Origin of the sequence: Flavobacterium sp. H122 (assembly GCF_004959765.1) — a bacterium.
Classification (GTDB): domain Bacteria; phylum Bacteroidota; class Bacteroidia; order Flavobacteriales; family Flavobacteriaceae; genus Flavobacterium.
The window spans coordinates 81,501-106,028 of the sequence record NZ_SJZD01000010.1; the positions used below are offsets into that span (position 1 = coordinate 81,501).

The following is a 24,528-nucleotide window of genomic DNA, read 5'->3' on the forward strand; positions in this document are numbered from 1 at the left end:
AAAACAAAATGATTATGAAAAAACATTTTTTAGCATTCTCTCTGGTTTCTTTTTTTTTGATACATGGAAATGCGCAAACTACAAAGTCGTTAGGAAGTTTTACTAAAGTAACTGGTTTTGATAAAATTGAGATTCATTTGGTTCCATCCAATGAAAATAAAATTGAATTATCAGGAACCAATTCTGATCAGGTTGATCTGGTTAACAACAATGGTGAATTAAAAGTCAGAATGCCGGTAGGAAAGCTTTTAAAAGGTGATGATGTAGTAGCCTCGGTTTATTACAAAAAGCTGGAAGGACTTGAAGCTAATGAAGGCAGTCTTATCATCAGCAGTGATAATATAAAAGCCAGTATTTTTGAAATCATTGCTAAAGAAGGCGGTAATATTAAAGTTGGTGTTGAAGCTTCAAAAATATCGGTTAAAACATCCAGTGGTGCAGTTATCAGTCTTTCCGGAAATGCTCAAAATATCGATGCAGTGGCTACTGCCGGCGGAATTTTAGATGCATCCAAGTGTAAGACCCAGCAGGCAACAGTTACCGTAAATGCCGGCGGTCAGATAGATATCAGCGCTTATGACGTGGTTGAAGCCAAAGCCCGTGCGGGAGGAAAAATTACTGTTTACGGAAAGCCCAAACAAGTAAATCAAAAAATAGTTTTAGGAGGCAACATCCAAATTATAAAAGATAGTGATTAATTAAATTAATTCGTTTAAAACAATCAGGCCGGTTCAAAGGAATTTCTTTTGAACCGGCTTTTTTTATCCACTCACATAGTATTTATACACTTAATCGATTTTTTGGTAATTCTCTGTTTTTAAATTATAACTTAATGGTATAAAAGGTTTTAACCTATTTATTTTTATCATTTTACTAATTTGTAAACCATTGTAAATATGAAAAACAGAGTATTTTTTATACTGTTTCTTTTAGTATTTCCTTTTTTAGTTTATTCTCAGATAGAAAGAAAAGTGGGAGATTTTTCTAAAGTTACCGCATATGACCAGATTACAGTTTTCCTGATTCCATCGACTGAAAATAAAGTCGAAATTTCCGGTTTTAACGCTGATAAGGTTGAATTAATTACTGAGAACAACGAACTTAAAATTAAGTTTCCGCTTGCTGATGAATCAAAAGGGAATGATATTTTGGCTAAAGTTTATTTTGTAAAACTTATTTCAGTTGAAGCCAATGGCGGAAGCAATATTGGATCTGCCACTACCATAACTTCACCAAGTTTTGATATTATCGGTAAGGAAAGTTCCAAGATTAAACTTAATCTGAAAGCCGATAAAATCAACGCCAGGCTTTCACAGGGTTCAAAACTTGATTTACTGGGAACGACTGAAAATATGGATGTTGTCGCAAGTAATTCTTCAAAAGTTTTTGCAAAAGACTGCATTGTAAAACAAGCTAATGTGAATGTTAACGCCGGGGGAGAAATATATGTAAACGCTTCACAGGTTGTAGATGCAAAAGTCCGTGCAGGCGGAAGTATTTTTATTCACGGCAATCCAAAAAAAGTGAACAAGCAATTGATTTTGGGAGGCGATATAATCATGAAATAAATTGATTCGTTTAATTAGATTTTTTAAGAATATAAAACTAACTTGCCGTATCTTAAAAAGTTTTTGATGATTAACGATATTCTATCAGCAATTCCTTGGGGATTTTTATTAGCGTTTACTATAGGTCCGGTTTTTTTTGTTTTACTTGAAACCAGTATTACTAAAGGTTTCAGAGCTGCAATGGTACTTGATGCAGGTGTGGTTTTTGGTGATTTTGTTTTTATCCTGATTGCTTATTTCAGTACGAATCAGATTCTCGAAAAATTGAAAGACAATCCACGTCTTTTTATTTTTGGCGGTATTCTAATGTTTGGTTACGGACTTATTTCCTACATCAGCGAGAAAAAGAAATACGAAAAGAAACAAAAAGAAGAAATGGATGATGTTGTTGATGATATCAATAAAAAGAACTATTTAGGTTTATTTTTCAAAGGTTTCTTTTTAAACTTTATCAACATTGGTGTACTGGCTTTCTGGATGGGAGTTATTATTGTTTTTGCACCTAAACTGAACATGGAAACCAGCCGTATTATTACTTTTATTACTACCATAATTTTGTCTTATATTGCTATTGATGTGGTAAAAATTTTGGTAGCAAAACAATTAAAATCACGTTTAAACAAACATAATATTCATAAAATCAAGCGAATAATAAGTGTTATTTTAATGATTTTCGGTTTCTTCTTAATCGCCCAAGGCTTTTTCCCTAATGAAAAAGAAATGATTGAAAAGAAAATCGAACAGCTTCAGAAATAGTATTTCAAAGTTTATAATCTAACCAAACCTACTAAATTACCTATGAAAAAATTATTATTTTTTATTCTGTTTTCATTGTCATTTTATGCTCAGAATGATTCCACAACAGTAGCAAAACCTAATCTTTCATTAATTGGATTAAATAAATTAAATGTTGTTTATAAAGGAATTCCCAATCCTATTTCCGTTAACGTTAAAGAAGCCAAACCTTATAAAGTAAAAGGCGAATACGTTTTTCAAAATCTTGACGGTACATATGCTTTACAGCCAAAAAAAGGCAGCGATACTAAAGTAGTAGTTGAGATTGAAACTTCAGATAGTACTAAAGTTACTGAAGAACATACATTCAGAGTAAAAGATTTGCCTTATGCTGCTTTACTTGTTAATAACAAAGGTTGTATTAACGGAGACTGTGTTATTGAAATGCCGGGTAAAGAGCTTCTAAATGCAGAAGTTACTGTAAAACTGATCGATTATCTTTTAGATTATAATATTTCAGTAACTGGATTCAGAGTTAATTTAACCAGCAGTAACGGTGATTTTTTAGATAGTTTTGAAGTAAAAGGAAATAAGATTCCGCAGGATGTCTATGATGCTATTGCAGCAAATAATAAAGCCTCATTAATTATTATCCACAAGTTTACCTTTGCCTCCGATTTGAATTTATCTATAGCTAAAACACCTGTAGTTAAGATAAGAAAAGTTTAAGGTGTTTAATTTCACAATAATAAAAATGAAAAGAGCAATTATTAATTGCTCTTTTTTTATTGAAGTTTATTTTAAAAATTATTCATAAAAAAAGAGTTACTAGAAATAGTAACTCTTTTGAGGCATCGCCCGGATTCGAACCGGGGTAGACGGTTTTGCAGACCGGTGCCTAGCCGCTCGGCCACGACGCCATTGTGGGTGCAAATATAATAAAAAGTTTAAAGTTTAAAAGTCAAAAGTCAAAAGAATGTCTTTTTTCTTTACTCTTTTATCTTTTTTTAGATAGAATTATTGTAACTTCTTCAACATCACCACCTATAGGCGGATTTAATTTTGATACTTCTACTTCTACCCTATTTACTAAAATCAGTTCTTTTAAGGTTCTGTCAACGATTCTTTTGGCAGCATGTTCCAGTAATTCAGAACGGATAGCCATTTCTTCAACAACAATTCTGTTTAAATGTACATAATCAACTGTATCTGCCAGTTTATCACTAACAGCTGATGTTGATAAATCGGCTTCAATTTCTAAATCCACACGGTAATTACTCCCTATTTTACTTTCTTCAACTAAACAACCGTGGTAGGAAAATGTACGTATGTTTTTAAGTTTAATAACTCCCATTCTGTTTAAAAGTTTAGGAGTTTAGATGTTGGTTTATCATTTCTAAACGACTTAACCTCTCAACTTCTAAACTCTTTTTTCTATCTTTGTCAAAAGTATAAAAATTAACATGTCAAATACTGAAAAATCACTGAATTTTATTGAGCAAATCATAGAAGAAGATTTAAAAAATGGTTTGCCAAAAGATAAATTACGTTTTCGTTTTCCACCTGAACCTAATGGTTATCTGCATGTGGGTCATGCCAGTGCCATTTGCTTAAATTTTGGTTTGGGATTAAACTATAATGCTCCTGTAAACCTTCGTTTTGACGATACTAACCCTTCTAAAGAAGAACAGGAATATGTAGATGCTATCAAGCGTGATGTAGAATGGCTTGGTTTTAATTGGGATAGAGAATGTTATGCTTCTGATTATTTCCAGGAATTATATGATTGGGCGGTTGAATTAATTAAAAAAGGCAAAGCCTATGTTGATAATTTATCATCAGAGGAAATGGCCAAACAAAAAGGAACACCTACCCAACCTGGAGTAAATAGTCCCAACAGAGACCGTTCTATTGAAGAGAATTTAGATTTATTGACACGTATGAAAAACGGTGAATTTCCTAACGGTTCATACGTTTTACGTGCAAAAATTGATATGGCTTCACCTAATATGCTGATGCGTGATCCATTGATGTACCGTATTATGCATGAACACCATCATAGAACCGGAGATAAATGGTGTATTTACCCTATGTATGACTGGGCTCATGGTGAAAGTGATTATATGGAACAGATTTCACATTCACTGTGTACACTGGAATTTTTACCTCATAGAGAGCTTTACGATTGGTTTTTAGATAATATCTATGATACTTCAAAAGTACGTCCTAAACAGCGTGAATTTGCCCGTAGAAACCTATCGCACACAGTTGTTTCTAAACGAAAATTATTACAACTAGTGCAAGAAGGACACGTATCAGGTTGGGATGATCCTCGTATGAGTACTATTTCTGGTATGCGCCGTCGCGGTTATACTCCTATGGCTATCCGTAATTTTGCTGACACTATTGGTATTGCTAAACGCACTAATTTGATTGACGTTTCTTTATTGGAGTTTTGCGTCCGTGAAGATTTAAATAAAACCGCACCACGTGTCATGGCTGTTTTAGATCCGGTTAAATTGGTTATAACTAATTATCCGGAAGTTCAGGAAGAATGGCTAGAAGCAGAAAACAACCCTGAAGAAGAGGTAATGACGTACAGAAAAGTGCCTTTTTCTAAAGAAATTTATATCGAAAGAGATGATTTTAAAGAAGAGGCAGATAAAAAATTCTTCCGTTTGACTTTAGGTACTGAAGTGCGTTTAAAAAATGCTTATATCATTAAAGGTGAATCAGTTGTAAAAGATGAAAACGGTAATATTACTGAAATTCATGCATCGTATGATGATGATTCACGTTCAGGAAGTGGTTCTGAAGCAAGTAAACGTAAAGTAAAAGGAACTATTCACTGGGTTTCAACAAAACATGCTTTAGAAGCTGAAATCAGAGTTTATGACCGTTTATTTACACACGAAAATCCTGATGGAAATAAAGAAGTTGATTTTAAAGAATATATTAATCCAGATTCTTTAAAAGTGATTACTGGTTATGTCGAACCAAGTTTAGAAACCACAAAAGAGTTGGATCATTTCCAATTTCAACGGTTAGGATATTTTTGTACCGATAGAGATTCAACTGATCAAAAATTAGTTTTCAACAAAACTGTTGGTTTGAGAGATACCTGGGCAAAAGTTGAAAGTAAAGAGTAAAACACTTTTTATATAAAAATTCTATAACACTTATCAATTTTTGGTAAGTGTTTTTTATTTATAGAAATTACTTATTTTTCATTTAATTTTTGATAAATAATTATAATAATAGTTTTTAGTTATTTTAATTTAAAAATAATAGTTTTTATAAATTAAAAATGACTTTCATAAATGATTTCTGCTTGATTTTATTTTTTAAGTAAGGTGAATTTGCATTTATAATAATGAAAGTCTTTTAAATCGCTTTGTTTTAATTTTTAGTGTTTTTACCTTCGTTTTTAGCCAAAAAGACTATAGTGAAATCAAAAAACATTTTTTGACAGTTCAATTTTTGAAATCTGAGAAAATTTGATTTAAAAAATTATTGGATAAAAAAAAGAGCTTCATTTCTGAAACTCTCTTTTAAAGAAATTATTTTTTAAACTTCAGGTGTTGGATTTGAAGTATCCGATGGATTAAAATCACTTGAAGTGTGATCTGTATTTTTCTTTACACGTTTGGGTTGATTTTTCATTTGTTCCCCAATTTGATTACTGGCTGTAAAAGAGGCAACCATGTTGTTCAGCATGTCACTTCCGGCTTGAGGCGAGTTCGGTAATAAAATCAAGTTCGAATTGGTATCGGCACCAATAGCTTGTAGTGTATCATAGTGTTGTGTAATTACAATTAAAGCAGATGCTTCTTGCGAATTGATACCTACATTATTTAATACTTCAACACTTTCTACCAATCCGCGGGCAATTTCACGACGCTGATCAGCAATACCTTGTCCTTGTAATTTTTTACTTTCTGCTTCTGCTTTGGCTTTGGCAACAATACGAATACGTTGTGCTTCCGATTCAAACATGGCTGCAGTTTTTTCTCTTTCGGCTGCATTAATTCTATTCATAGCATTTTTTACCTGGATATCCGGGTCAATATCAGTTACTAACGTATTAATGATGTCATAACCATAGGCCATCATTGCTTCGTTTAACTCACGTTTTACGGCGATAGCAATATCATCTTTACGTACAAAAACATCATCCAAAATTAGTTTAGGCACTTCAGCACGAACCACATCAAATACATAAGCAGTAATCTGATCGTGTGGATATTCTAATTTGTAAAAAGCTTCATACACATGTTCCTGTATTACTTTAAACTGTACCGAAACCTTCATTTTAACAAATACATTGTCTTTTGTTTGTGTTTCGATGATAACATCTAATTGTTGAATTCTCAGATTTACCCTACCTGCAATACGGTCGATAATAGGAATTTTAAGTTGTAATCCGGAATTTCTGATACTTTGAAATTTACCAAAACGTTCAATAACAACTGCTGTTTGCTGTTTTACTGTGAAAAAAGAAGAAAGTAAAATTAAAAAGCCAAAAAATAAAATGGCTAATGTAAATGGTCCCATAATGTTAAAAGAGATTAGTTTGTTATGTTTATTATACGTTAAATTATTTTAAATGTTACAGTTCTTAACTAAAATAGAATGTTTACTTTCGCAAAAAAATTACATAAATGAAACGTATTTTATTGATTACTTTTAGTTTATCTACATTTCTAGGTTTTTCTCAATATAGAAAGAATGATGGAAACCGTATAGGAATTTCCGGTGGTATAACTAATACTGCTGTTTATACTTCTAATTTTAATACGAAACCAGAATCAGGATGGATTGCAGGTCTGTCTGTTCGTGGGAACTTTTATAACGATAACTGGAGTATGATTTATGGTATGCAGTTTACTGATAGTAATTTCTCTGTAGAAACAACAAATACTTTATTACAGAAAGAAGATGTCAAATATAAATTATCCGGTGTACAAATACGCTTGTTAGGTAGTTATCATTTAATTAATGATAATTTATGTTTTGATTTTGGTCCTGTATTACAAGTCAACGGTAAATTAAAAGTAGATGATAATGATAAAAACAATATAATAAACAAAACAGCTTTAGCAGCTAATGATATTGTTGATATTACAAAAGTCAACGCTAATTTCTTTGTTGGTTTGTCAGGTGGTGGTAAAGTTATCAGAGCCAATTTGTTTTATCAGTATGGCTTGACCAATATGTTTAATAATTTGAATAAATACTCAGATTTAAAACTAAAGAATAATAATAATGATTTTAAAGGACATCTTGGAATGATAAGCGGACAGTTGACTTTTAATCTGTAAAAATAAAGAAGCCCTGCATTTGCAGGGCTTTCTTTTTATATAGTTTCTATTGCTTTTCGAATACGTTTGATTGTCTCTTCTTTACCAAGAATTTCGACTATATCAAATAAATGTGGCCCCATCATCTTTCCAACTAAACTTAAACGGAAGGGCTGCATAACCTTTCCCATTCCTATTTCATTTGCCGTTAACCACTCTTTTACTGTTGTTTCTATAGTCATACTTGTAAAGTCTGAAATACCTTCTAAAACTGCAATTAATTGTTTCATCAGTTCCGGAGTTTCTTCTTTCCAGTTTTTTACAGCTTTCTCATCATAGCTTGTTGGCGCTTCAAAGAAATAATCTGTTAAATCCCATAAATCAGTGACAAAGTTAGCTCTCTCTTTGTTTAATGAAACTATTCGAGTGACATCAAGTGTTGTAGATATGTTTTTTTCAGCTAATATTTTTTGAAACATTTCAGCTAAATGTTCATCACTTTGCTTTTGTAAGTATTGATGATTGAACCATTTATTTTTTTCAGGATCAAATTTAGCTCCTGACTTGTTTACCCTTGCTAAATCAAATTTTTGAACCAACTCATCCAATGAGAATATTTCTTGTTCAGTTCCGTCATTCCAACCTAATAAAGCCAGGAAATTAACAACGGCTTCCGGAAAGAAACCATTTTCACGATACCCCATTGATGTTCCTTCTTTCGTTTTCCACTCTAAAGGAAACACAGGGAATCCCATCTTATCACCATCCCTTTTTGATAATTTACCATTTCCAATTGGCTTTAAAATCAATGGTAAATGAGCAAATTCCGGTGCTTCCCAACCAAATGCCTGATATAATAAAACGTGTAACGGCATAGATGGTAACCATTCTTCACCACGGATTACATGAGACGTTTTCATTAAATGATCATCTACTATGTTAGCCAAATGGTATGTAGGCATTCCATCACTTTTAAATAAAACTTTATCGTCTAATAAATTGGTATCAAATTTTACATCACCACGAATGATATCCTGTAATTCCAAAGTCTGGTCAGTAGGTGTTTTAAAACGTACTACATAAGCTTCTCCATTAGCTATGCGTTTCTCAACATCTTCACGTGAAACAGTTAATGAATTATCTAAAGTCTCACGTACAGTATGATTGTAGATAAAAGTATTTCCTTCTCCCTCGGCTGATTTACGTAATTCATCTAACTTATCAGCAGTATCAAAGGCATAGTATGCCCATCCATTTTCAATCAATTGGTCAGCATATTGTTTATACATGGCTTTACGTTCGCTTTGACGGTAAGGACCAAATTTTTCATTCTTCCCTACGGTTTCATCAGGTGCAATACCCAACCATTCCAACGCTTCAAAAATGTAAGATTCAGCACCCGGAACAAAACGTGTTTGATCAGTATCTTCTATTCTTAAATAGAATGTACCATTATGTTTTTTGGCAAATAAATAATTAAATAAAGCAGTTCTAACACCGCCTATGTGTAAAGGTCCTGTTGGACTAGGTGCAAAACGCACTCTAACTGGCTTTGACATTGTTTTTTTGTTTTTAAAATGCAAAGATACATTATTAGAAATCACTTTAATTAGTTGATTTTGAATATTGCTTTTGTAATTGATATTTTACTAACTTTATAGGTTATTAAGTTTGTATTTTAAATTGGATTCAAAAGCTATCATATTCGCAAAATTAGAAGATTTCACAAAGAAATTTTATACTAATGAACTCCTACGTGGAACATTGTTTTTTGTAGGTTTAGGACTTATTTATTTTCTTTTTACCAGTTTTGTAGAATACTTCCTTTGGTTAAAACCTTTAGGACGAACTATTTTGTTTTGGTTGTTTATAACTATTGAAATATTCTTGTTATTTCGATTCATACTGTTCCCGTTGTTTAAGTTATTTAAACTTCAAAAGGGAATTGATTATAATGACGCTTCGGTTATCATTGGACAGCATTTTACTAATGTTAATGATAAGCTTACTAATTTTTTGCAGTTAACACAAGATAAGAATCAGTCAGAATTATTACTGGCATCCATTGAACAAAAGGCAAAATCATTACAGCCTATTCCTTTTACAAATGCTGTTGATTATAGTAAAAACAAAAAGTTTTTACCATTAGCAATCATTCCATTGTTAATCATTTTGTTTTTTATGATTTCCGGAAAAGATGAATTTATTGCTCAAAGTATGCATAGGGTAGTGAATTACAATGAACAGTTCTCCCCACCTTCTCCATTTCAATTAGTTCTTACTGACAAATTAATTACGGAACAGAATAAGGATTTCACTCTTAAAGTTAAAGCTGTTGGTAAAGTAATTCCTGAAAAAGCCATGATTGTAATTGGAAATGAAACCTATTTTATGGAAAGCAAGGAACCAGGTATGTTTCAATATACTTTTGAAAAACCTGTTTCAGATATCAGTTTTAGAGTAGAATCAAATGAAGTTATTTCTGCTGATTATACTTTAAAAGTGACGACAGTTCCAGCAATCGAAAATTTTGAAATGCTTTTGTCTTTTCCTAAATATCTTGGAAAGAAAAATGAAATTTTAAAAGGAACCGGTAATGCTGTGGTTCCGGAAGGAACTTCGGTTACATGGAAAATTAATGCAATTGCGACAAACAATGTGCAGTTTCAGTCTAATTCTTTAGTAACCAACTTTAAAAATGAAGATAATGTATTCAAATTGACTAAAAATTTCAATCAAAATTCAGAATATCAAATACTTACTTCAAATAAAGCTGTAAAAAACTACGAAAAACTATCGTATTCCATTAATGTTGTCAAGGATCAGCTTCCAACAATAAAAGTTGAAGAAGCACCGGATAGTTTACGGGCAGGAAAGCCTTTTGTTTTAGGTCAGATTTCTGATGATTATGGTTTCAATCGTTTGAGTATTGTGTATTATCCAAAGGATAATTTGAAACAGGCTAAACGTGGAACGTTGCCTTTCAAGCAAGGAGTATATGATAAATTTGTTTTTGCTTTCCCAAGTAACTTAGCCATTACTGCCGGTGTTCCTTATGAATATTATTTTGAAGTTTCAGACAATGATGCTGTCAATGGTTTTAAGTCGGTTAAATCTTCTGTGTTTTCTCACCGTGAAGCTACTAATGAAGAAAAGCAGGAAGAATATTTACAACAGCAAAATGATAATATTAATAGTCTTTCCAAATCTTTAAAGGCTCAGGAGAAACAACAATCCGAACTGGAAAAACTGCAGCAGGCAGGAAAAGAAAAAAAGGAATTGGATTATAAAGATCAGCAAAAGATTAATGATTTCATCAAGCGCCAGAAACAACAGGAAGAGATGATGCAAAAATTCTCTAAAAACATTAAAGAGAATCTGGATAAATTTAACTCTAAAGAAAACGATCCAAAAAAAGAAGAACTTGAAAAACGTCTTGAGAATGTTGATAAGGACTTAGAGAAAAATAAAAAATTACTCGATGAATTAAAGGAGCTTAATGATAAATTACAACAGGAAGACTTGTTTGATAAGATAGAAAAGTTCCAGCAAAAGTCGAAAAACCAAAGTAAAAGTTTAGAACAGTTGGTTGAATTAACCAAACGTTATTATGTAGAAAAGAAAGCCCAGCAATTGGCTGATAAGTTAGATAAACTTGGAGACAAACAGAAAGAGCTTTCTGATAGTAAGGAAAATTCTGAGGAGAAGCAAAATCAAATTAATAAAGAATTCGATAATCTGCAAAAAGACCTGAACGACTTAGATAAGGAAAATAAAGAATTAAAAACACCTTTGGATATTCCTTCCGATAAAGAAAAACAGGAGAGCATTACTAATGATATGCAAAATGCCAGCAAAGAGTTGAAGAAAGATAACAAGGAAAAAGCATCTCCAAGTCAAAAAAGTGCTTCGAAGAAAATGAAGCAAATGGCTAAATCTATGGAAATGGAAATGCAGGGAGGAGCACAGGAACAAATGAATGAAGATGTAAAAATGCTTCGTCAGATAGTTGACAACCTGCTTAAGTTTTCGTTTTCACAGGAACGTTTAATGAATAATTTCAAAGCTATTAAAGGAACTTCAAATTCATTTTCCAAACATATAAAAACACAGCAGGATTTAAAATTCCAGTTCAAACACGTTGATGACAGTTTGTTTTCGCTGTCTCTCCGCAATCCTAAAATCAGCGAGAATATCACAAAAGAAATTGGTACTATATACTATCACATGGATAAATCCATTGACTATTTTACCGAAAATCAAATGGCCCGTGGTGCTTCAAGTCAGCAATATACTTTTACAAGTGCCAACAATTTAGCCAATTTGCTTGCTGATGTTTTAAATAGTTTGCAAATGTCCATGTCAGGTTCTGGTCATGGAACACCTAAACCCGGTCAGGGAAATGGTATGCAGTTGCCGGATATTATTATGCGTCAGGAAGAACTAACCAAAAAAATGGGACAGGGTAAACCTAAAAATCCAGGAGAAGGGAAACCGGGTGAAGATGGTAATAAACCCGAAAGCGGAAAAGGTTCCAAGCCCGGACAGCAAGGTAATCCCGGTAGTAAAGAAGGTGAAAATGGTCAGGATGGTGAAGGTAATGCTAAGGATATTTTGGACATTTTAAAGGAGCAACAGCAATTACGAGATGCTCTTCAAAAAGAATTGGAGCGTCAGGGTTTGGGACAGCAAGGCAGAAATGCTTTAGAGCAAATGAAGCAAATAGAAAAGCAATTAATTAATAAAGGCTTTTCACAGCAGGTAATACAAAAGGCTCTTAATTTAAAATATGAACTTTTAAAATTGGAGCAGGCTGTGCAGGAACAAAATCAGGATAACAAGCGGGAATCAAATACGAATAAAAATGAGTTTAATAACAACGCTACTGCCCTGCCTCAAAAGTTGCAAGAATATTTGAATAGTATTGAAATATTAAACAGACAAACATTACCTTTGCGCTCGCAAATTAATAAACGCGTTCAAGATTATTTTAGAAACAATGATAAGTTATAATTACGAAATTGATTTTATGGTTCCTGATGAAGATTTATATTCTTCATGGATTGAAAATGTTGTTGTTTCCGAAGGTAAGCAACTGGGTGAATTGTCTTATGTTTTTTGTGATGATGAATACCTGTTGGATATAAACCAGCAATATCTTGACCATGATACTTTAACAGATATCATTAGTTTTGATTACACAGAAGGAGATGTTGTTTCGGGTGACATTTTTATATCTGTCGATCGTGTACAGGATAATGCTTCTGATTTCAATGTATCGTTTGAGGATGAATTGAAACGTGTTATGATTCACGGCGTATTACACTACTGTGGGTATAAAGATAAATCAGAATCGGATGAAGTGTTAATGCGTTCTAAAGAAGATGAAAAAATTAAAATGTTTCACGTGAAAAATTTTTAAATAAAATTTTAATTCTGTTCCACGTGAAACAAAAAAATCTTTATTATGTTTAGGGTTTAAATAATGTAGGATTTTTTGTTCCACGTGAAACAAAAAATATAACCAAAAAGAAAAAGTTTCACGTAAAACATTTGAATTTAATTTAACGGGACAGTAATAAGTTCCACGTGAAACAAAATAATATATAATTCTTAATTTATAATTGAGGAAATGTTTTTAGAGAAGTATGATGTAATTGTGGTTGGAGCCGGGCACGCAGGTTGTGAAGCCGCGGCAGCTGCTGCAAATTTGGGATGTAAAACGTTGCTCATTACCATGAGCCTGCAAAACATTGCACAAATGTCTTGTAACCCTGCTATGGGAGGCATTGCAAAAGGACAGATAGTTCGTGAGATTGATGCGCTTGGTGGTTATTCTGGAATTGTTTCAGATAAGACAGCAATCCAGTTCAAAATGCTGAACCAGTCAAAAGGACCTGCAATGTGGTCACCGCGTTGTCAAAGTGACCGTATGCGTTTTTCAGAAGAATGGCGATTGATGTTGGAGCAAACTCCAAACCTTGATTTTTATCAGGAAATGGTTACCGGTATTTTGAATGAAGGTGATAAAGTAATTGGAGTTAAAACTGCCATTGGTTTGTCAATTTTTGCTAAAACTATTGTGCTGACGAACGGTACCTTTTTGAATGGTTTGATTCATATTGGAGACAAACAATTTGGAGGTGGCCGTGCAGGTGAAAGTGCTTCGTACGGAATTACAGAAGACTTGGTGAAATTAGGTTTTCAATCCGGAAGAATGAAAACAGGAACACCGCCGCGTGTAGATGGCCGTTCGTTAGATTATTCAAAAATGAGAGTGGAACCCGGAGATGTTAATCCGGCTAAATTCTCATATTCAGACATTACAAAACCGTTGACTGTGCAACGTGATTGTCATATGACGTATACTTCTCCCCTTGTGCATGATTTATTGCGTGAGGGATTTGACCGTTCACCAATGTTCAACGGCCGTATAAAATCATTAGGCCCGCGTTACTGTCCGTCAATCGAAGACAAGATTAACCGCTTTGCAGATAAAGACCGTCATCAGCTTTTTGTAGAACCTGAAGGTTGGAATACAGTAGAGGTTTATGTAAACGGATTTTCTACTTCGTTGCCGGAAGATGTTCAGTTTAAAGCATTGCGTTCGGTGGAAGGTTTTGAAAATGTAAAATTCTTCCGAGCGGGTTATGCAATCGAATACGATTACTTCCCTCCTACCCAATTGAAACATACTTTGGAAACCAAATTGATTTCCGGTTTGTATTTTGCAGGACAGATTAACGGAACAACCGGATACGAAGAAGCGGCATCGCAAGGATTGATGGCAGGAATCAATGCGGCACTCAAAGCTCAGGAGCGCGATGAGTTTACATTAAAACGTGATGAAGCGTATATAGGAGTGCTTATTGATGATTTAATTACTAAAGGAACTGAGGAACCTTACCGAATGTTTACTTCCCGTGCTGAATATCGTACCTTACTTCGTCAGGACAATGCCGATTATCGTCTGACACCAATGTCACATAAAATTGGATTGGCATCCGAAGACAGAATGCGTCGTATGGAATGTAAATTTAATGAAGCTGATAAAATGGTTGCCTTCTTCAAAGAAACTTCGGTTTCAGTTGCAGAAGCAAATCCTGTATTAGAAGCTAAAGAAAGTACTCCTATTATTCAAGGCGATAAAATGTTTAAAATTTTCTCCCGTCCCCAAATTGAAATGGATGATATGAGGAAATTCGAAAAAGTTGAAGAATACGTTTCCAATAATACTTTGGATAAAGAAATTTTAGAGCAAGCCGAAATCCAAGTGAAGTATTCCGGTTATATCGAAAAGGAAAGAACAAATGCTGAAAAGCTTCACCGATTGGAGAATATCCGCATTCCGGATAATTTCGATTATGACCAACTAAAATCTCTTTCTTATGAAGCACGAGAAAAACTTAAAAGAATCCGACCTGTAACTATATCTCAAGCATCTCGTATTAGTGGGGTATCCCCTAACGATATTTCAGTGATGTTGGTTTATATGGGAAGATAATTTTCTTGAATTTGTTTCACGTGGAACGGAATGCTTATGGATAAATTTCAAGATGTAAGTATTGTTTATTTAATTTTGATAGAAATTATTATTCTTATTATAATTTATTTAATGATACTCTATGAAAAAAATCGTGAAATATGGTTGTTTGAAAATAACGAGAATTTTGAATTTGAAAATAAAATCCGTTTTTGGAGATTATATATTATACCAACAGCTGTTTTTATTATTCTTTATATTCGAAATTTTTAATAGAATTTACAACTGCATATACTTTTAATTAATAATATAAAATTTTAACCTTCGAATTAATTCGAAGGTTTTTGAATAAATAGAAAATGAATTTTTCAGAACAAAACGTTTACATTAAAGTGCAGGATCATTCCGTATCTAAAGAAAATTTCGAATTACTTTTGGATTCAGAATTGCAATTACTAAAAACCCACCCCCAGCCTGCCTTGGAAAATTTGGGGTCGTATTACGAAAGCGAAGATTATATATCACATACTGACGCGAAACGTTCATTATTTGAAAAAATATACCATATCGTTAAATCCTATTCCTTGAAAAAGAAAGTGGGATTGATTAATTCTTATCATAGCAAAAAAGGAAGTTTACTGGACATTGGAGCCGGTACAGGAGACTTTTTAGTGACTGCAAAAGGCGCTGGTTGGCATACAACTGGTGTAGAACCTAACGAAAATGCAAAAAAATTAGCAGTTTCCAAAGGAATTTCCTTTAAAGATACTATAGAAAGTATTGAAAATCAGCAGTTTGATGTTATTACGATGTGGCATGTTCTTGAGCATGTCCCTGATATTGAGCATCAAATCAAACAGTTAAAGCGATTATTGAAACCAAATGGGACTTTAATTATTGCGGTGCCCAATTTCAAATCGTTCGACGCGCAGCATTACGGGAAATTTTGGGCAGCTTATGATGTGCCAAGACATCTTTGGCATTTTTCAAAAACCAGTATCGAAAAGTTGGTTTCACGTGAAAACATGAAATTGATAAAAATCCTTCCAATGGTTTTTGACAGTTTTTATGTCTCCCTCCTATCAGAAAAATACAAAACAGGAAAAATGAATTTTTTAAGTGCATTTTTGATTGGATTGCGTTCAAATATAAAAGCCAATCGCACTAAGGAATATTCATCGCACATTTATGTGATAGAAAACGACTAAAACGCATTTTCAGGCTTTTTAAAGGTATTTAAAGCTGTTTCATATCGAAACACCTTTTGTGTTTTTTTAAATTGTTTTAAAGGTGGTTTATTTAAGCGGGTTTTAATTATAAAAATCTATTGTTTTATAATATGTATAAATTTTTCTTATAATTCATTTTACCATTTTTTCTCTTCGTCTTTTTTCTCTTCGTCTTTTTAAAATAAAAATTCTATTTTTACCAAAATTTAAAATCAAACATAAAAATAAGCATGAAGAAGATTGTTGTAATGGCTGCGATTGCAGTTGCGGCTGCAGCGTGTAATAAAGCTCCTGAAGTAAAAGAATTTAAGACAGCCTATATTGATACTATCAAACTGATGGAAGAATATGAGGAGGCAAAAGAAATGCAGGACAAATTTAAAACCAAAGGTGAGGTTAAAGGACGTGAACTTGAGGTTGAAGCCCGTAAATTAGATGCTGAAAAGAAGGCATTCCAGCAAAATGCAATGGCAAAAGGTCAGGTATGGGCACAGCAAAAATATGCCGAATTACAGCAGCGCACACAGCAATTGGCTTATGCTGAGCAAGCTATAACACAACAGTTACAGGCTGAAGGCGGTTCAAAACGCGATTCAATTGTTGAAAAAGTACGTGGATTCATAAAAGAATACGGAAAAAAACAAGGTTACGACTATATTTATGGAACTGGTGATGCCGCTACTGTTTTATATGCAAAAGACAGCTATGACATAACTAAAGAGGTTGTAAAAGCTTTAAACGAAAAGTATACCGGTGGAGCAAAAAATACGGCACCAAAAAAAGAAGAAGCTAATCCGGCTGAAAAGAAATAATCTTCTTAAAATATAAAAGAAAAGCGCTCATTTAGAGCGCTTTTCTTTTATTAAAAAACCAGCAAAAAACTTATTGTTTGGTTTTTATTTTAATATTTATTGTAATAAATAAACCCCTAAAACAGCTGTAACAAAATATATTGCAATGGTGCGTGCTCCATCGTAATCCTTTGCCACACGCTGTCCGAATAACAGCATCAGCAATGTTACACATGAAACAACCGCGCCGCATTTTCCAAAAGCTGTTCCGCCGTTTATGAACAATTCTATGGCGCCTACAATACATAATAAGCCACCAATCAACTCTAAAATTAAAATGGTTTTTAAAGAGAAATCTACCTTTCCATCAAAAAAAGTGCCTTTAAAATGTTCTTTCAGCCATCCTAAATTGCCTTGGTAATCAGTAAATTTATCATAGCCTGACTGTAAAAAAGTCACGGCTAAAAAAAGTAAAATCATTAGTCCTGCTAAGTTGCTCATAATCTATTTTTTATGGATTAATCGGGTTAGTTTTATAGATAAGTCGGTAAGTATTATTTTCGCGTTGCCGTTACGCTCAATATGATAGACAGCATCGTTTAATTCCTTGTATATTTCTGTAATATTGTTGCCGGTTATGAAAGGTGCAAATTTTTCCAGATCAAAGCCTTTTATGCTTGATTCATAATAAACCAACGGTTCAGCCTTATAGTTTAACAGTAATGCCTGTCGGAACATATCTGTACAAAAATGCAGAAATTTTTTCTGAGTTTCACGGCCCAGTTTTGCAATATCCTCACTCCAGTTAATTAAATCCTGAATTGCGGCAGCATTCCCTTTCGCTCTGAAGGCCGCACGTACCCACGTAACAAACCATTCTTCAAAAGGCGCATCTTCGTTAACGTTGTGGCATAACGATAATGCTTTGTTATAATTTCCCTGTGCTTTGTGGGCAATGGTCATGGCTCTCCTCTCCTCTACTCCTTCATATTCTGCCAGCTGTTTTGCTATTGCAGCCTCACTTAAGGATGGAAAATGGATAACCTGGCACCGGGAACGAATTGTTTGCAGTATATCCTCCTCATTTTCAGTAGTTAAAATAAAAAGAGTTTTATCCGTTGGTTCCTCTAATAATTTTAAAAGCTTATTGGATGCGGCCACATTCATTTTGTCGGCCATCCAGATAATCATAATTTTATAGCCGCCTTCATATGATTTTAAAGAAAGTGATTTTAAAATTTCGGTGGCATCCTCTACCCTTATTTCTCCTTGTTTATTTCCCACACCCAGCTTGTCGTACCAGTCAAATAAGCTGCCATAGGGTTTCTCAGTTAGAAATTCGCGCCATAAAGGAAGAAAATCAAGGCTTTTAGGTTTCGATTTAACATCTTCTGTCGTGACTGTAGGATATACAAAATGCAGGTCAGGATGTGAAAAATTTTGAAATTTCAAATTACAGGCTTCTCTCCCGCCCTCGTTTTCAAAACCATGATTAGAGCATAAAACATACTGGGCATAAGCGATTGCAGTAAGTAAAACACCTATGCCTTCAGGCCCGGCAAACAATTGTGCATGAGGAATCCTGGCGTTTGCTGCACTTGTTAACAAATGGTTTTTAATATGTTCGTGTCCTGTAATTTCTTTAAATAACATAAAAACAAAAGTAAGCGAGTTGAATTTGAAATCAAATTTTTAATTGCGATATAGATATAAAAAGATTAAATTGTTAATAACTTTATTTTAATTGCATAATAATTATCAAAATAAGCGTTTTTTAATAAAATCGATAAAAATCGTCAAATCAACTCAAAATTAACAACTTAGTAAAAAAATAATTTTATATTTGTTATCGACAAAGCGTTAAAAATAATCGGTGAAAAACAGTTTTTATATTTTTTTTAACAGAAATAAAATTTTGGCACGCTTTTGGTTAGTTGTTTAAAAAATGAAATGCATTAAATTTTTTTACGACTTTTAAAACAGATTAACAAGCAGTATTAAAAAAAGTTATTAAAGAATTGTTAATTCAATTTAAAAGTATATTTTTGGACAATTAGAACTTTAACAACTAAAAATTAAGATTTACCATGAAGAAAATTATCTTTTTAAGCTTATTCATGCTTTTTGCAGTAGAAAATATGAATGCTCAAAAAAAGCCCAAAAGTATTATCAGTACTAGTGGTGCTGCTTTAAAAAAGTTTCATGAGAAAAGTGAGCTGGATGGAATGCAGAAAGGGCAACTTTTAGAGTTATACAAAGAACGGATAAAAGTATTAGTGAACATTTTACCATACATAGCATTGACTAATAAACCAGGAATGACTATGACTGACGTTGGTATTCCTGATACTGCTGAAAACAACAAAGCACTTGATTTACAGCAGGCAAATACTTTAGAATTTGTTAATGGAACTTTAGAATTTCAAAGTTTAATGACACCTTATGCAGACAAAGGGAACTTAGTATCATCAATTCTCTATTATGAAAGTATGCTGCGAGAATTAAATCAACTTAATGAATAATTAAAAAAAAATTATTATCTTAGTCTCAAATTTCTAAAATAAACCCCATGAAAAACCTATTTAACTTAAAATGGATAGCTTTGTTTGCAGCGATAGCTGTGAATGCACAGCAAGAGAAGGGAATCAATGGTTCTACAAATTGGTTAAATAACTGGACAGAGTTCAGACCAGCTAAGACGGAGTATAACGAAGCTACAGAAATCTTATACGGAAAGATTACAGCTAATAAAACGTTACAAAAGAGGAATACTTACCTATTGCAGGGTCCTGTGTATGTAACGGCAGGTGTAACTTTAACGATTGAAGCGGGTACGGTAATCAAGGGGGATTCTGAAACCAATGGTGCATTAATTATTGCCAAAGGAGGAAGAATTGAGGCTAACGGTACAGAAACAGATCCTATAGTTTTTACTTCAAACAAACCTGTGAAAAAAGCAGGTGACTGGGGAGGTTTAGTAATTCTTGGTGATGCTCCTATCAACAAATATGGCGGTACAGCTGGGGTTAATTATGAACTGGATCCATCACAAACTATTTATGGAGGAACAAATCCTTTTGCAAATTCAGGGATTATGCGTTTTTTACGTGTTGAGTTTGCAGGAAAAAAAATAAAAGGATTCAAAGACTATAATGCACTTACACTTGCCGGAGTAGGTAACAGAACAGTTATCGAAAATGTAATGACCAGCTTTTCTGCAGGAAATGGTGTGGAAGTTTTAGGAGGAGAAGTTGCTATGAAAAATATGGTAACACTAAGAGCTTCAGGTGATGATTTTAGATTTACGCAAGGAGCACAGGTAAAATTAGACAATTCTTTGGCTGTTAGACATTCATTATATTCAGGTTCATCAAGAGCAAGATGTCTAAACGTGAATTCTTACGATAAAAAAGAAGAGGCTGATTTCAGCAAACCAACTACAAATGTAGCAGCAACTAACTGTACGCTTGTAAACAATACTGACAGTTTTGAGCAGGATTTGGCAAGTGGCTTGGTTAAAGAAGGTATTTTTGTAGGGGCTAATGCTGGATTGAGCTTAAAAAGAAGTGTAATTTCAGGATTTGCACCTGCAGTGATTCTTGATAATGCAATCAAACCGGAAGCCGGCGGATTGAAAAAAATAGTATTCTCTGAGGTATTCTTCAACAATTGTAAAGGAAATATCTTTATCGCTGATTCATCAAATAATGATGATTTAGAAGACTACTACGGTAATCCTTCTTTCTTTAACTTATATGAAAAAACTGCTAATACAGAGTTGTTCATATCTTCTAATGAAACTAAATCTCCTGATTTTAGAGTTAAAGTTGGTAAGTTCACTGCTGGAAAATAAGAAATGAATTTAAAGTTTTAAAAGAATCCATTGGAATGTATCCAGTGGATTTCTTTACTTTAAAAACTTAACCTTAATGCTTTAGACGTATGAAAAACTTTCCTTTCATTTTTAATAAGAATGTATTAAAACATATTTTTATTTTATTAATAGCTCAGTTTGGTTTTTCACAGTCAATAGGCGCACCAACATATACTTTTGGTTTTATTTGTGCTACTCCGACTACAAATTATTTTGACTGTTCATTTACTTTTACTCCAGCTTCCTTTTCAGCAGGTAATAAATTTAGATTGGAATTGTCAGATAAAGACGGATTTTTCCCAGCTTCTAATCCAACAATTTTAGCTGAAATAACTGCAACTGTCAGTCCTGCAACCTTTAGTAATTTTGCAATTCCAGCAAATACTGATGGAATAGGTTACAGATTAAGGGTTACAAGTACCAGCCCTGTTGCGGCAAGCCCCTCTTCAACTCCATTTGAAGCGCACTATATGCCTTTTGATACAAATTTTTTCATAAATGGAAAAGCAGAAACTATTTCTATTTGTGGCTCCAATGGTTCAGTAAAATTGGAAATTGACCCGGATACGCCAACTATCCGTTCGCCGCGGTTTTATCCCAATCTTAAATATAAGTGGTTTAAAGACGGTGAGATAATTTCTAATGAAAGTACTTATTTTATTAATGTAACAACTTCCGGTGTTTACAGAGTGTTTATCGATTATGGGTCTTGTTCTACTTATGATGACGGACAATCATCTAAATCCCAGCCGGTTACAGTATCGATAGCAACAACATCAACATCTGTTGCAATTACATCAAGCAAAGGAACAAATATATGTCCTTCAGATCCTACTACTTTAAGTGCTACACCCGGCTATGCTTACCAATGGTATAAGGACAATGCAAAAATTACCGGAGCAACTTCTTCTACTTACCAAACTGGAGTTGCCGGTACTTATAAAGCTGTCGCTAATCCGGGTACAGCCTGTGAATCAACATCCAATAGTATTACATTGACTGCTGAAGTTTTTAATTTAGATATCGATGCTAAAGTAAGTCCTTCCATTAATTACATTGATGCAGGACAGTCTTTGACTATTACTGCAACTACTGATGCAGTCAGTCCTACATATACTTGGTTGGAACCTGGAAATACCACTCCGGTTAGTACAACCGATAATTACACTGTAGTAACACCTATTGATGGTGACTATAAATTAAAAGTAAGACAAAATTCAGGATGTGTTTTTGAGAAGGAAATTATTTTCAGAGTTAAAATTGGAATTGAATCGACTAAATTACCTAACCTGATCAGCCCGAATAATAAAGATGGAGCCAATGATACCTGGATTATTCCTGATCAATATAAATCCACTGACATTGAAATATTAATTTTGGATTCTTTCGGAAAAGAAGTCTTCAGGAAAAAAAATTATGATGACTCATGGCCTTCCGGTCCAATAGAATTTAAATCAGTTAATCCTATTTTCTATTATGTAATATCAAAAGGAGGAACTGCACTTAAAAAAGGTTCAATAACTGTTATAAAATAGTTACAGCAAATAAATAGTACCCCAATGAAATTGAAAGTTTTTAGCATTTTAGTTTTTACTTTATTCTTTATACAAACTCAAGGGCAATCTGATGAAAACGGAGTTGTTCCTTTTGACTTGCCAGCTAAAAACTCATTAAAATTCAATAAATTTCTAATCAACCCTACTTTTAGCTTTGTCCGCGAGGACGAATCCTTTCTGAGTTTTTATAATAAAAGACAATGGGTGGGTTTTGAAAATTCACGTACCGACTATTTTTTTAGTTTTTCAAGTAAATTCCGGGAGCAAAATGGTATGGGCTTTGGCTTATTTCAAAACAAGTTCAATGTCTATTCGACTTTTGGACTTGTAGGTAATTTTGTAAGGAATGTTGAGATTAACAGTGATTCCAACTTTACATTTGGACTGAATCTTGCCTATGTAAACAGTGGACTTAATTCAGGAGAAGTAATTACAAATACCCCTGAAAATCTTGATAATATTCCCAAACATTCTTTAATATCAGTAAATCCGGGAATTAATTATTCCACTGGTTTTTTTGATTTTGGAATCGTAGCAAACAATATTTTTTACTACAACTTTAATCCGTCCGGATTGGTTAAGGATGATCCGGCCAAAACCTTTGGTGTGCATGGTATGTACACAGGGTATCTTGATGGATACGGTTTTTTGGAAAGAGCAAAATTCTCTACTTTAATACGATCGGACATTGGAAAGGAAAATACTGCCTTCGCAGGTTCTATCCTATTCAATGCACCAAAAGCAGGTTGGGCGCAGGCTGGTTATCATACTTTAAATGGTATTTCTGTCGGTGTAGGTTTTATATTGGCAAAGAAATTTTCATTAGGATATTCTATAGAAAAAGGATTGGGCAATATCAGCAATTTTGGTTATTCGCACGAAATCACTTTAGCTTATAAATTGAGAGGTTATGGTGATTTTGAGGATGAAAAACCAATTGTAAGAGCAACGAATAAGACCAATCCATCAGGTGCTGATAAAGCTGTTGGTGTGAAAAAGAAAACTCCTCAGGAATTGGCTCAGGAAAGAGGTGCTGAATTAGCCTTAAAACAACAGCAGGAAAGAGAACGTCAGGAAGCTGAGAGATTGAAGAGAGAAGCAGAACTGGCAGAAGTAAGAGCTAAGGCTGAGGAAACCGCAAGGTTGAAAGCTGAGGAAGACCGTTTGGCAGCTTTAAAAGCTAAAGAAGAAGTAGAGGCAAGATTGAAAGCGCAGGCAGATGCCAAGTTACAAACACAACAGGATAGAGCTAAAGCATTAGCAGAGGCAGAAAGATTAAGAAAAGAAAAGATTGCTGATGCTGCTAAAGCTAAAGTTGAAGCAGCTACACAATTAAAAGAAGAACAGGCACATCTGGCAAGAGAGAAAGCCGAGGCTGATGCAAGAGCAAAAGCAGAAGCAAACAGAATAGCAGCGGATAAAGCAGAAACAGCACGTCTGGCAAAAGAAAAAGCTGATGCAGAGGCAAGAGCCAAAGCAGAGGAATCGTCACGCTTGAAAGAAGAACAGGCCCGTCTGGCAAGAGAGAAAGCTGAGGCTGATTCAAGAGCAAAAGAAGCAGCAGACAGATTAGCAGCAGAACGCACTGAAGCAGCACGTCTGGCAAAAGAAAGAGCTGATGCAGAGGCAAGAGCCAAAGCAGAGGAAGCCGCACGTTTAAAAGAAGAGGCAGACAGAATAGCAACAGAGAAAGCAGAAGCAGCGCGTATTGCTAAAGAAAGAGCTGATGCGGAGGCAAGAGCCAAAGCAGAGGAAGCGGCACGCTTGAAAGAAGAACAGGCACGTTTGACAAGAGAGAAAGCTGAGGCTGATGCAAGAGCTAAAGCGGAAGCTGATGCAAGAGCTAAAGCGGAAGCTGATGCACGCGCAAAAGAAGAGGCAGACAGAATAGCGGTAGAGAAAGCGGAAGCAGCGCGTCTGGCAAAAGAAAGAGCAGATGCAGAGGCAAGAGCTAAAGCAGAGGAAGCCGCACGTTTAAAAGAAGAAGCAGAC

Annotated in this window: 20 protein-coding genes and 1 tRNA gene; 15 read left to right on the forward strand and 6 right to left on the reverse strand. The window is 34.0% G+C overall.

The window, feature by feature from the left end:
• The first annotated feature begins 14 nt into the window (after window positions 1–14).
• From EZM65_RS13825 to EZM65_RS13840, 4 genes are all read left to right on the forward strand, one after another.
• A complete protein-coding gene (locus tag EZM65_RS13825; protein WP_136669144.1) occupies window positions 15–698 on the forward strand; it encodes a head GIN domain-containing protein in 684 nt (227 codons plus the stop codon).
• A gap of 198 nt (window positions 699–896) precedes the next feature.
• Window positions 897–1,568, forward strand: a complete 672-nt coding sequence (locus EZM65_RS13830) for a head GIN domain-containing protein (RefSeq protein ID WP_136669145.1) — start codon at window positions 897–899, stop codon at window positions 1,566–1,568.
• 66 nt (window positions 1,569–1,634) lie between these two features.
• The gene (locus tag EZM65_RS13835; RefSeq protein ID WP_136669146.1) at window positions 1,635–2,324 is read left to right on the forward strand and encodes a LysE family translocator; all 690 of its coding nucleotides are present in this window, start codon (window positions 1,635–1,637) and stop codon (window positions 2,322–2,324) included.
• Between the two features lie 42 nt (window positions 2,325–2,366).
• On the forward strand, window positions 2,367–3,032 hold the full coding sequence (locus EZM65_RS13840; RefSeq protein WP_136669147.1) for a GldM family protein: 666 nt from the start codon (window positions 2,367–2,369) through the stop codon (window positions 3,030–3,032).
• Between the two features lie 120 nt (window positions 3,033–3,152).
• On the opposite strand, the gene EZM65_RS13845 is transcribed toward EZM65_RS13840, so the two are convergent.
• Window positions 3,153–3,223 (reverse strand) — tRNA-Cys (locus EZM65_RS13845).
• 77 nt (window positions 3,224–3,300) lie between these two features.
• The gene (folB, locus tag EZM65_RS13850; RefSeq protein ID WP_136669148.1) at window positions 3,301–3,657 is read right to left on the reverse strand and encodes a dihydroneopterin aldolase; all 357 of its coding nucleotides are present in this window, start codon (window positions 3,655–3,657) and stop codon (window positions 3,301–3,303) included.
• A 109-nt stretch (window positions 3,658–3,766) separates the two neighbouring features.
• Here folB and EZM65_RS13855 point away from each other — a divergent pair, with 109 nt between their 5' ends.
• Window positions 3,767–5,452 carry a glutamine--tRNA ligase/YqeY domain fusion protein gene (locus tag EZM65_RS13855; protein ID WP_136669149.1) on the forward strand — a complete coding sequence of 562 codons (1,686 nt, stop codon included), beginning with the start codon at window positions 3,767–3,769 and terminating at the stop codon, window positions 5,450–5,452.
• A gap of 418 nt (window positions 5,453–5,870) precedes the next feature.
• Here EZM65_RS13855 and EZM65_RS13860 read toward each other — a convergent pair whose 3' ends face one another.
• Window positions 5,871–6,857 (reverse strand): SPFH domain-containing protein, encoded by a 987-nt coding sequence (locus tag EZM65_RS13860; protein WP_136669150.1) that lies wholly within the window; start codon window positions 6,855–6,857, stop codon window positions 5,871–5,873.
• A 107-nt stretch (window positions 6,858–6,964) separates the two neighbouring features.
• On the opposite strand from EZM65_RS13860, the gene EZM65_RS13865 reads away from it, so the two are divergent.
• Complete coding sequence (locus EZM65_RS13865; RefSeq protein WP_136669151.1) at window positions 6,965–7,624, forward strand: PorT family protein; 660 nt, start codon at window positions 6,965–6,967, stop codon at window positions 7,622–7,624.
• A 35-nt stretch (window positions 7,625–7,659) separates the two neighbouring features.
• Here EZM65_RS13865 and gltX read toward each other — a convergent pair whose 3' ends face one another.
• Window positions 7,660–9,162, reverse strand: a complete 1,503-nt coding sequence (gene gltX / locus EZM65_RS13870; protein ID WP_136669152.1) for a glutamate--tRNA ligase — start codon at window positions 9,160–9,162, stop codon at window positions 7,660–7,662.
• Window positions 9,163–9,286: 124 nt separating this feature from the next.
• On the opposite strand from gltX, the gene EZM65_RS13875 reads away from it, so the two are divergent.
• From EZM65_RS13875 to EZM65_RS13895, 5 genes are all read left to right on the forward strand, one after another.
• Window positions 9,287–12,616, forward strand: a complete 3,330-nt coding sequence (locus EZM65_RS13875; RefSeq protein WP_136669153.1) for a DUF4175 family protein — start codon at window positions 9,287–9,289, stop codon at window positions 12,614–12,616.
• The gene (ybeY, locus tag EZM65_RS13880) at window positions 12,603–13,025 is read left to right on the forward strand and encodes an rRNA maturation RNase YbeY (protein ID WP_136669154.1); all 423 of its coding nucleotides are present in this window, start codon (window positions 12,603–12,605) and stop codon (window positions 13,023–13,025) included. Before EZM65_RS13875 ends, ybeY begins: the two co-directional genes overlap by 14 nt.
• A gap of 210 nt (window positions 13,026–13,235) precedes the next feature.
• Window positions 13,236–15,107 (forward strand): tRNA uridine-5-carboxymethylaminomethyl(34) synthesis enzyme MnmG, encoded by a 1,872-nt coding sequence (mnmG, locus tag EZM65_RS13885; RefSeq protein ID WP_136669155.1) that lies wholly within the window; start codon window positions 13,236–13,238, stop codon window positions 15,105–15,107.
• 338 nt (window positions 15,108–15,445) lie between these two features.
• Window positions 15,446–16,294, forward strand: a complete 849-nt coding sequence (locus EZM65_RS13890) for a bifunctional 2-polyprenyl-6-hydroxyphenol methylase/3-demethylubiquinol 3-O-methyltransferase UbiG (protein ID WP_136669156.1) — start codon at window positions 15,446–15,448, stop codon at window positions 16,292–16,294.
• 251 nt (window positions 16,295–16,545) lie between these two features.
• Window positions 16,546–17,127 (forward strand): OmpH family outer membrane protein, encoded by a 582-nt coding sequence (locus EZM65_RS13895; RefSeq protein ID WP_136669157.1) that lies wholly within the window; start codon window positions 16,546–16,548, stop codon window positions 17,125–17,127.
• A 96-nt stretch (window positions 17,128–17,223) separates the two neighbouring features.
• On the opposite strand, the gene EZM65_RS13900 is transcribed toward EZM65_RS13895, so the two are convergent.
• On the reverse strand, window positions 17,224–17,607 hold the full coding sequence (locus EZM65_RS13900) for a DoxX family membrane protein (protein ID WP_136669158.1): 384 nt from the start codon (window positions 17,605–17,607) through the stop codon (window positions 17,224–17,226).
• A gap of 3 nt (window positions 17,608–17,610) precedes the next feature.
• Window positions 17,611–18,759: an ATP-binding protein gene (locus EZM65_RS13905; protein ID WP_136669159.1), complete on the reverse strand. Its 1,149-nt coding sequence runs from the start codon at window positions 18,757–18,759 to the stop codon at window positions 17,611–17,613.
• A gap of 434 nt (window positions 18,760–19,193) precedes the next feature.
• Between EZM65_RS13905 and EZM65_RS13910 the strand changes: the two genes are divergently transcribed.
• The 4 genes from EZM65_RS13910 to EZM65_RS13925 all read left to right on the forward strand — a co-directional run.
• Window positions 19,194–19,628 carry a hypothetical protein gene (locus tag EZM65_RS13910; RefSeq protein WP_136669160.1) on the forward strand — a complete coding sequence of 145 codons (435 nt, stop codon included), beginning with the start codon at window positions 19,194–19,196 and terminating at the stop codon, window positions 19,626–19,628.
• Window positions 19,629–19,675: 47 nt separating this feature from the next.
• Window positions 19,676–20,959 (forward strand): hypothetical protein, encoded by a 1,284-nt coding sequence (locus EZM65_RS13915; RefSeq protein ID WP_136669161.1) that lies wholly within the window; start codon window positions 19,676–19,678, stop codon window positions 20,957–20,959.
• Window positions 20,960–21,048: 89 nt separating this feature from the next.
• Window positions 21,049–22,515, forward strand: a complete 1,467-nt coding sequence (locus EZM65_RS13920; RefSeq protein ID WP_136669162.1) for a gliding motility-associated C-terminal domain-containing protein — start codon at window positions 21,049–21,051, stop codon at window positions 22,513–22,515.
• Window positions 22,516–22,539: 24 nt separating this feature from the next.
• On the forward strand, window positions 22,540–24,528 hold a 1,989-nt coding region (locus EZM65_RS13925), incomplete at its 3' end, for a PorP/SprF family type IX secretion system membrane protein (RefSeq protein ID WP_136669163.1).

Bases quoted from the DNA above. Each gene is read 5' to 3' on its own strand.
- EZM65_RS13825 (WP_136669144.1), top strand. From the start codon at position 15: ATGAAAAAACATTTTTTAGCATTCTCTCTGGTTTCTTTTTTTTTGATA.
- EZM65_RS13830 (WP_136669145.1), top strand. From the start codon at position 897: ATGAAAAACAGAGTATTTTTTATACTGTTTCTTTTAGTATTTCCTTTT.
- EZM65_RS13835 (WP_136669146.1), top strand. From the start codon at position 1,635: ATGATTAACGATATTCTATCAGCAATTCCTTGGGGATTTTTATTAGCG.
- EZM65_RS13840 (WP_136669147.1), top strand. From the start codon at position 2,367: ATGAAAAAATTATTATTTTTTATTCTGTTTTCATTGTCATTTTATGCT.
- folB (WP_136669148.1), bottom strand. From the start codon at position 3,657: ATGGGAGTTATTAAACTTAAAAACATACGTACATTTTCCTACCACGGT.
- EZM65_RS13855 (WP_136669149.1), top strand. From the start codon at position 3,767: ATGTCAAATACTGAAAAATCACTGAATTTTATTGAGCAAATCATAGAA.
- EZM65_RS13860 (WP_136669150.1), bottom strand. From the start codon at position 6,857: ATGGGACCATTTACATTAGCCATTTTATTTTTTGGCTTTTTAATTTTA.
- EZM65_RS13865 (WP_136669151.1), top strand. From the start codon at position 6,965: ATGAAACGTATTTTATTGATTACTTTTAGTTTATCTACATTTCTAGGT.
- gltX (WP_136669152.1), bottom strand. From the start codon at position 9,162: ATGTCAAAGCCAGTTAGAGTGCGTTTTGCACCTAGTCCAACAGGACCT.
- ybeY (WP_136669154.1), top strand. From the start codon at position 12,603: ATGATAAGTTATAATTACGAAATTGATTTTATGGTTCCTGATGAAGAT.
- mnmG (WP_136669155.1), top strand. From the start codon at position 13,236: ATGTTTTTAGAGAAGTATGATGTAATTGTGGTTGGAGCCGGGCACGCA.
- EZM65_RS13890 (WP_136669156.1), top strand. From the start codon at position 15,446: ATGAATTTTTCAGAACAAAACGTTTACATTAAAGTGCAGGATCATTCC.
- EZM65_RS13895 (WP_136669157.1), top strand. From the start codon at position 16,546: ATGAAGAAGATTGTTGTAATGGCTGCGATTGCAGTTGCGGCTGCAGCG.
- EZM65_RS13900 (WP_136669158.1), bottom strand. From the start codon at position 17,607: ATGAGCAACTTAGCAGGACTAATGATTTTACTTTTTTTAGCCGTGACT.
- EZM65_RS13905 (WP_136669159.1), bottom strand. From the start codon at position 18,759: ATGTTATTTAAAGAAATTACAGGACACGAACATATTAAAAACCATTTG.
- EZM65_RS13910 (WP_136669160.1), top strand. From the start codon at position 19,194: ATGAAGAAAATTATCTTTTTAAGCTTATTCATGCTTTTTGCAGTAGAA.
- EZM65_RS13915 (WP_136669161.1), top strand. From the start codon at position 19,676: ATGAAAAACCTATTTAACTTAAAATGGATAGCTTTGTTTGCAGCGATA.
- EZM65_RS13920 (WP_136669162.1), top strand. From the start codon at position 21,049: ATGAAAAACTTTCCTTTCATTTTTAATAAGAATGTATTAAAACATATT.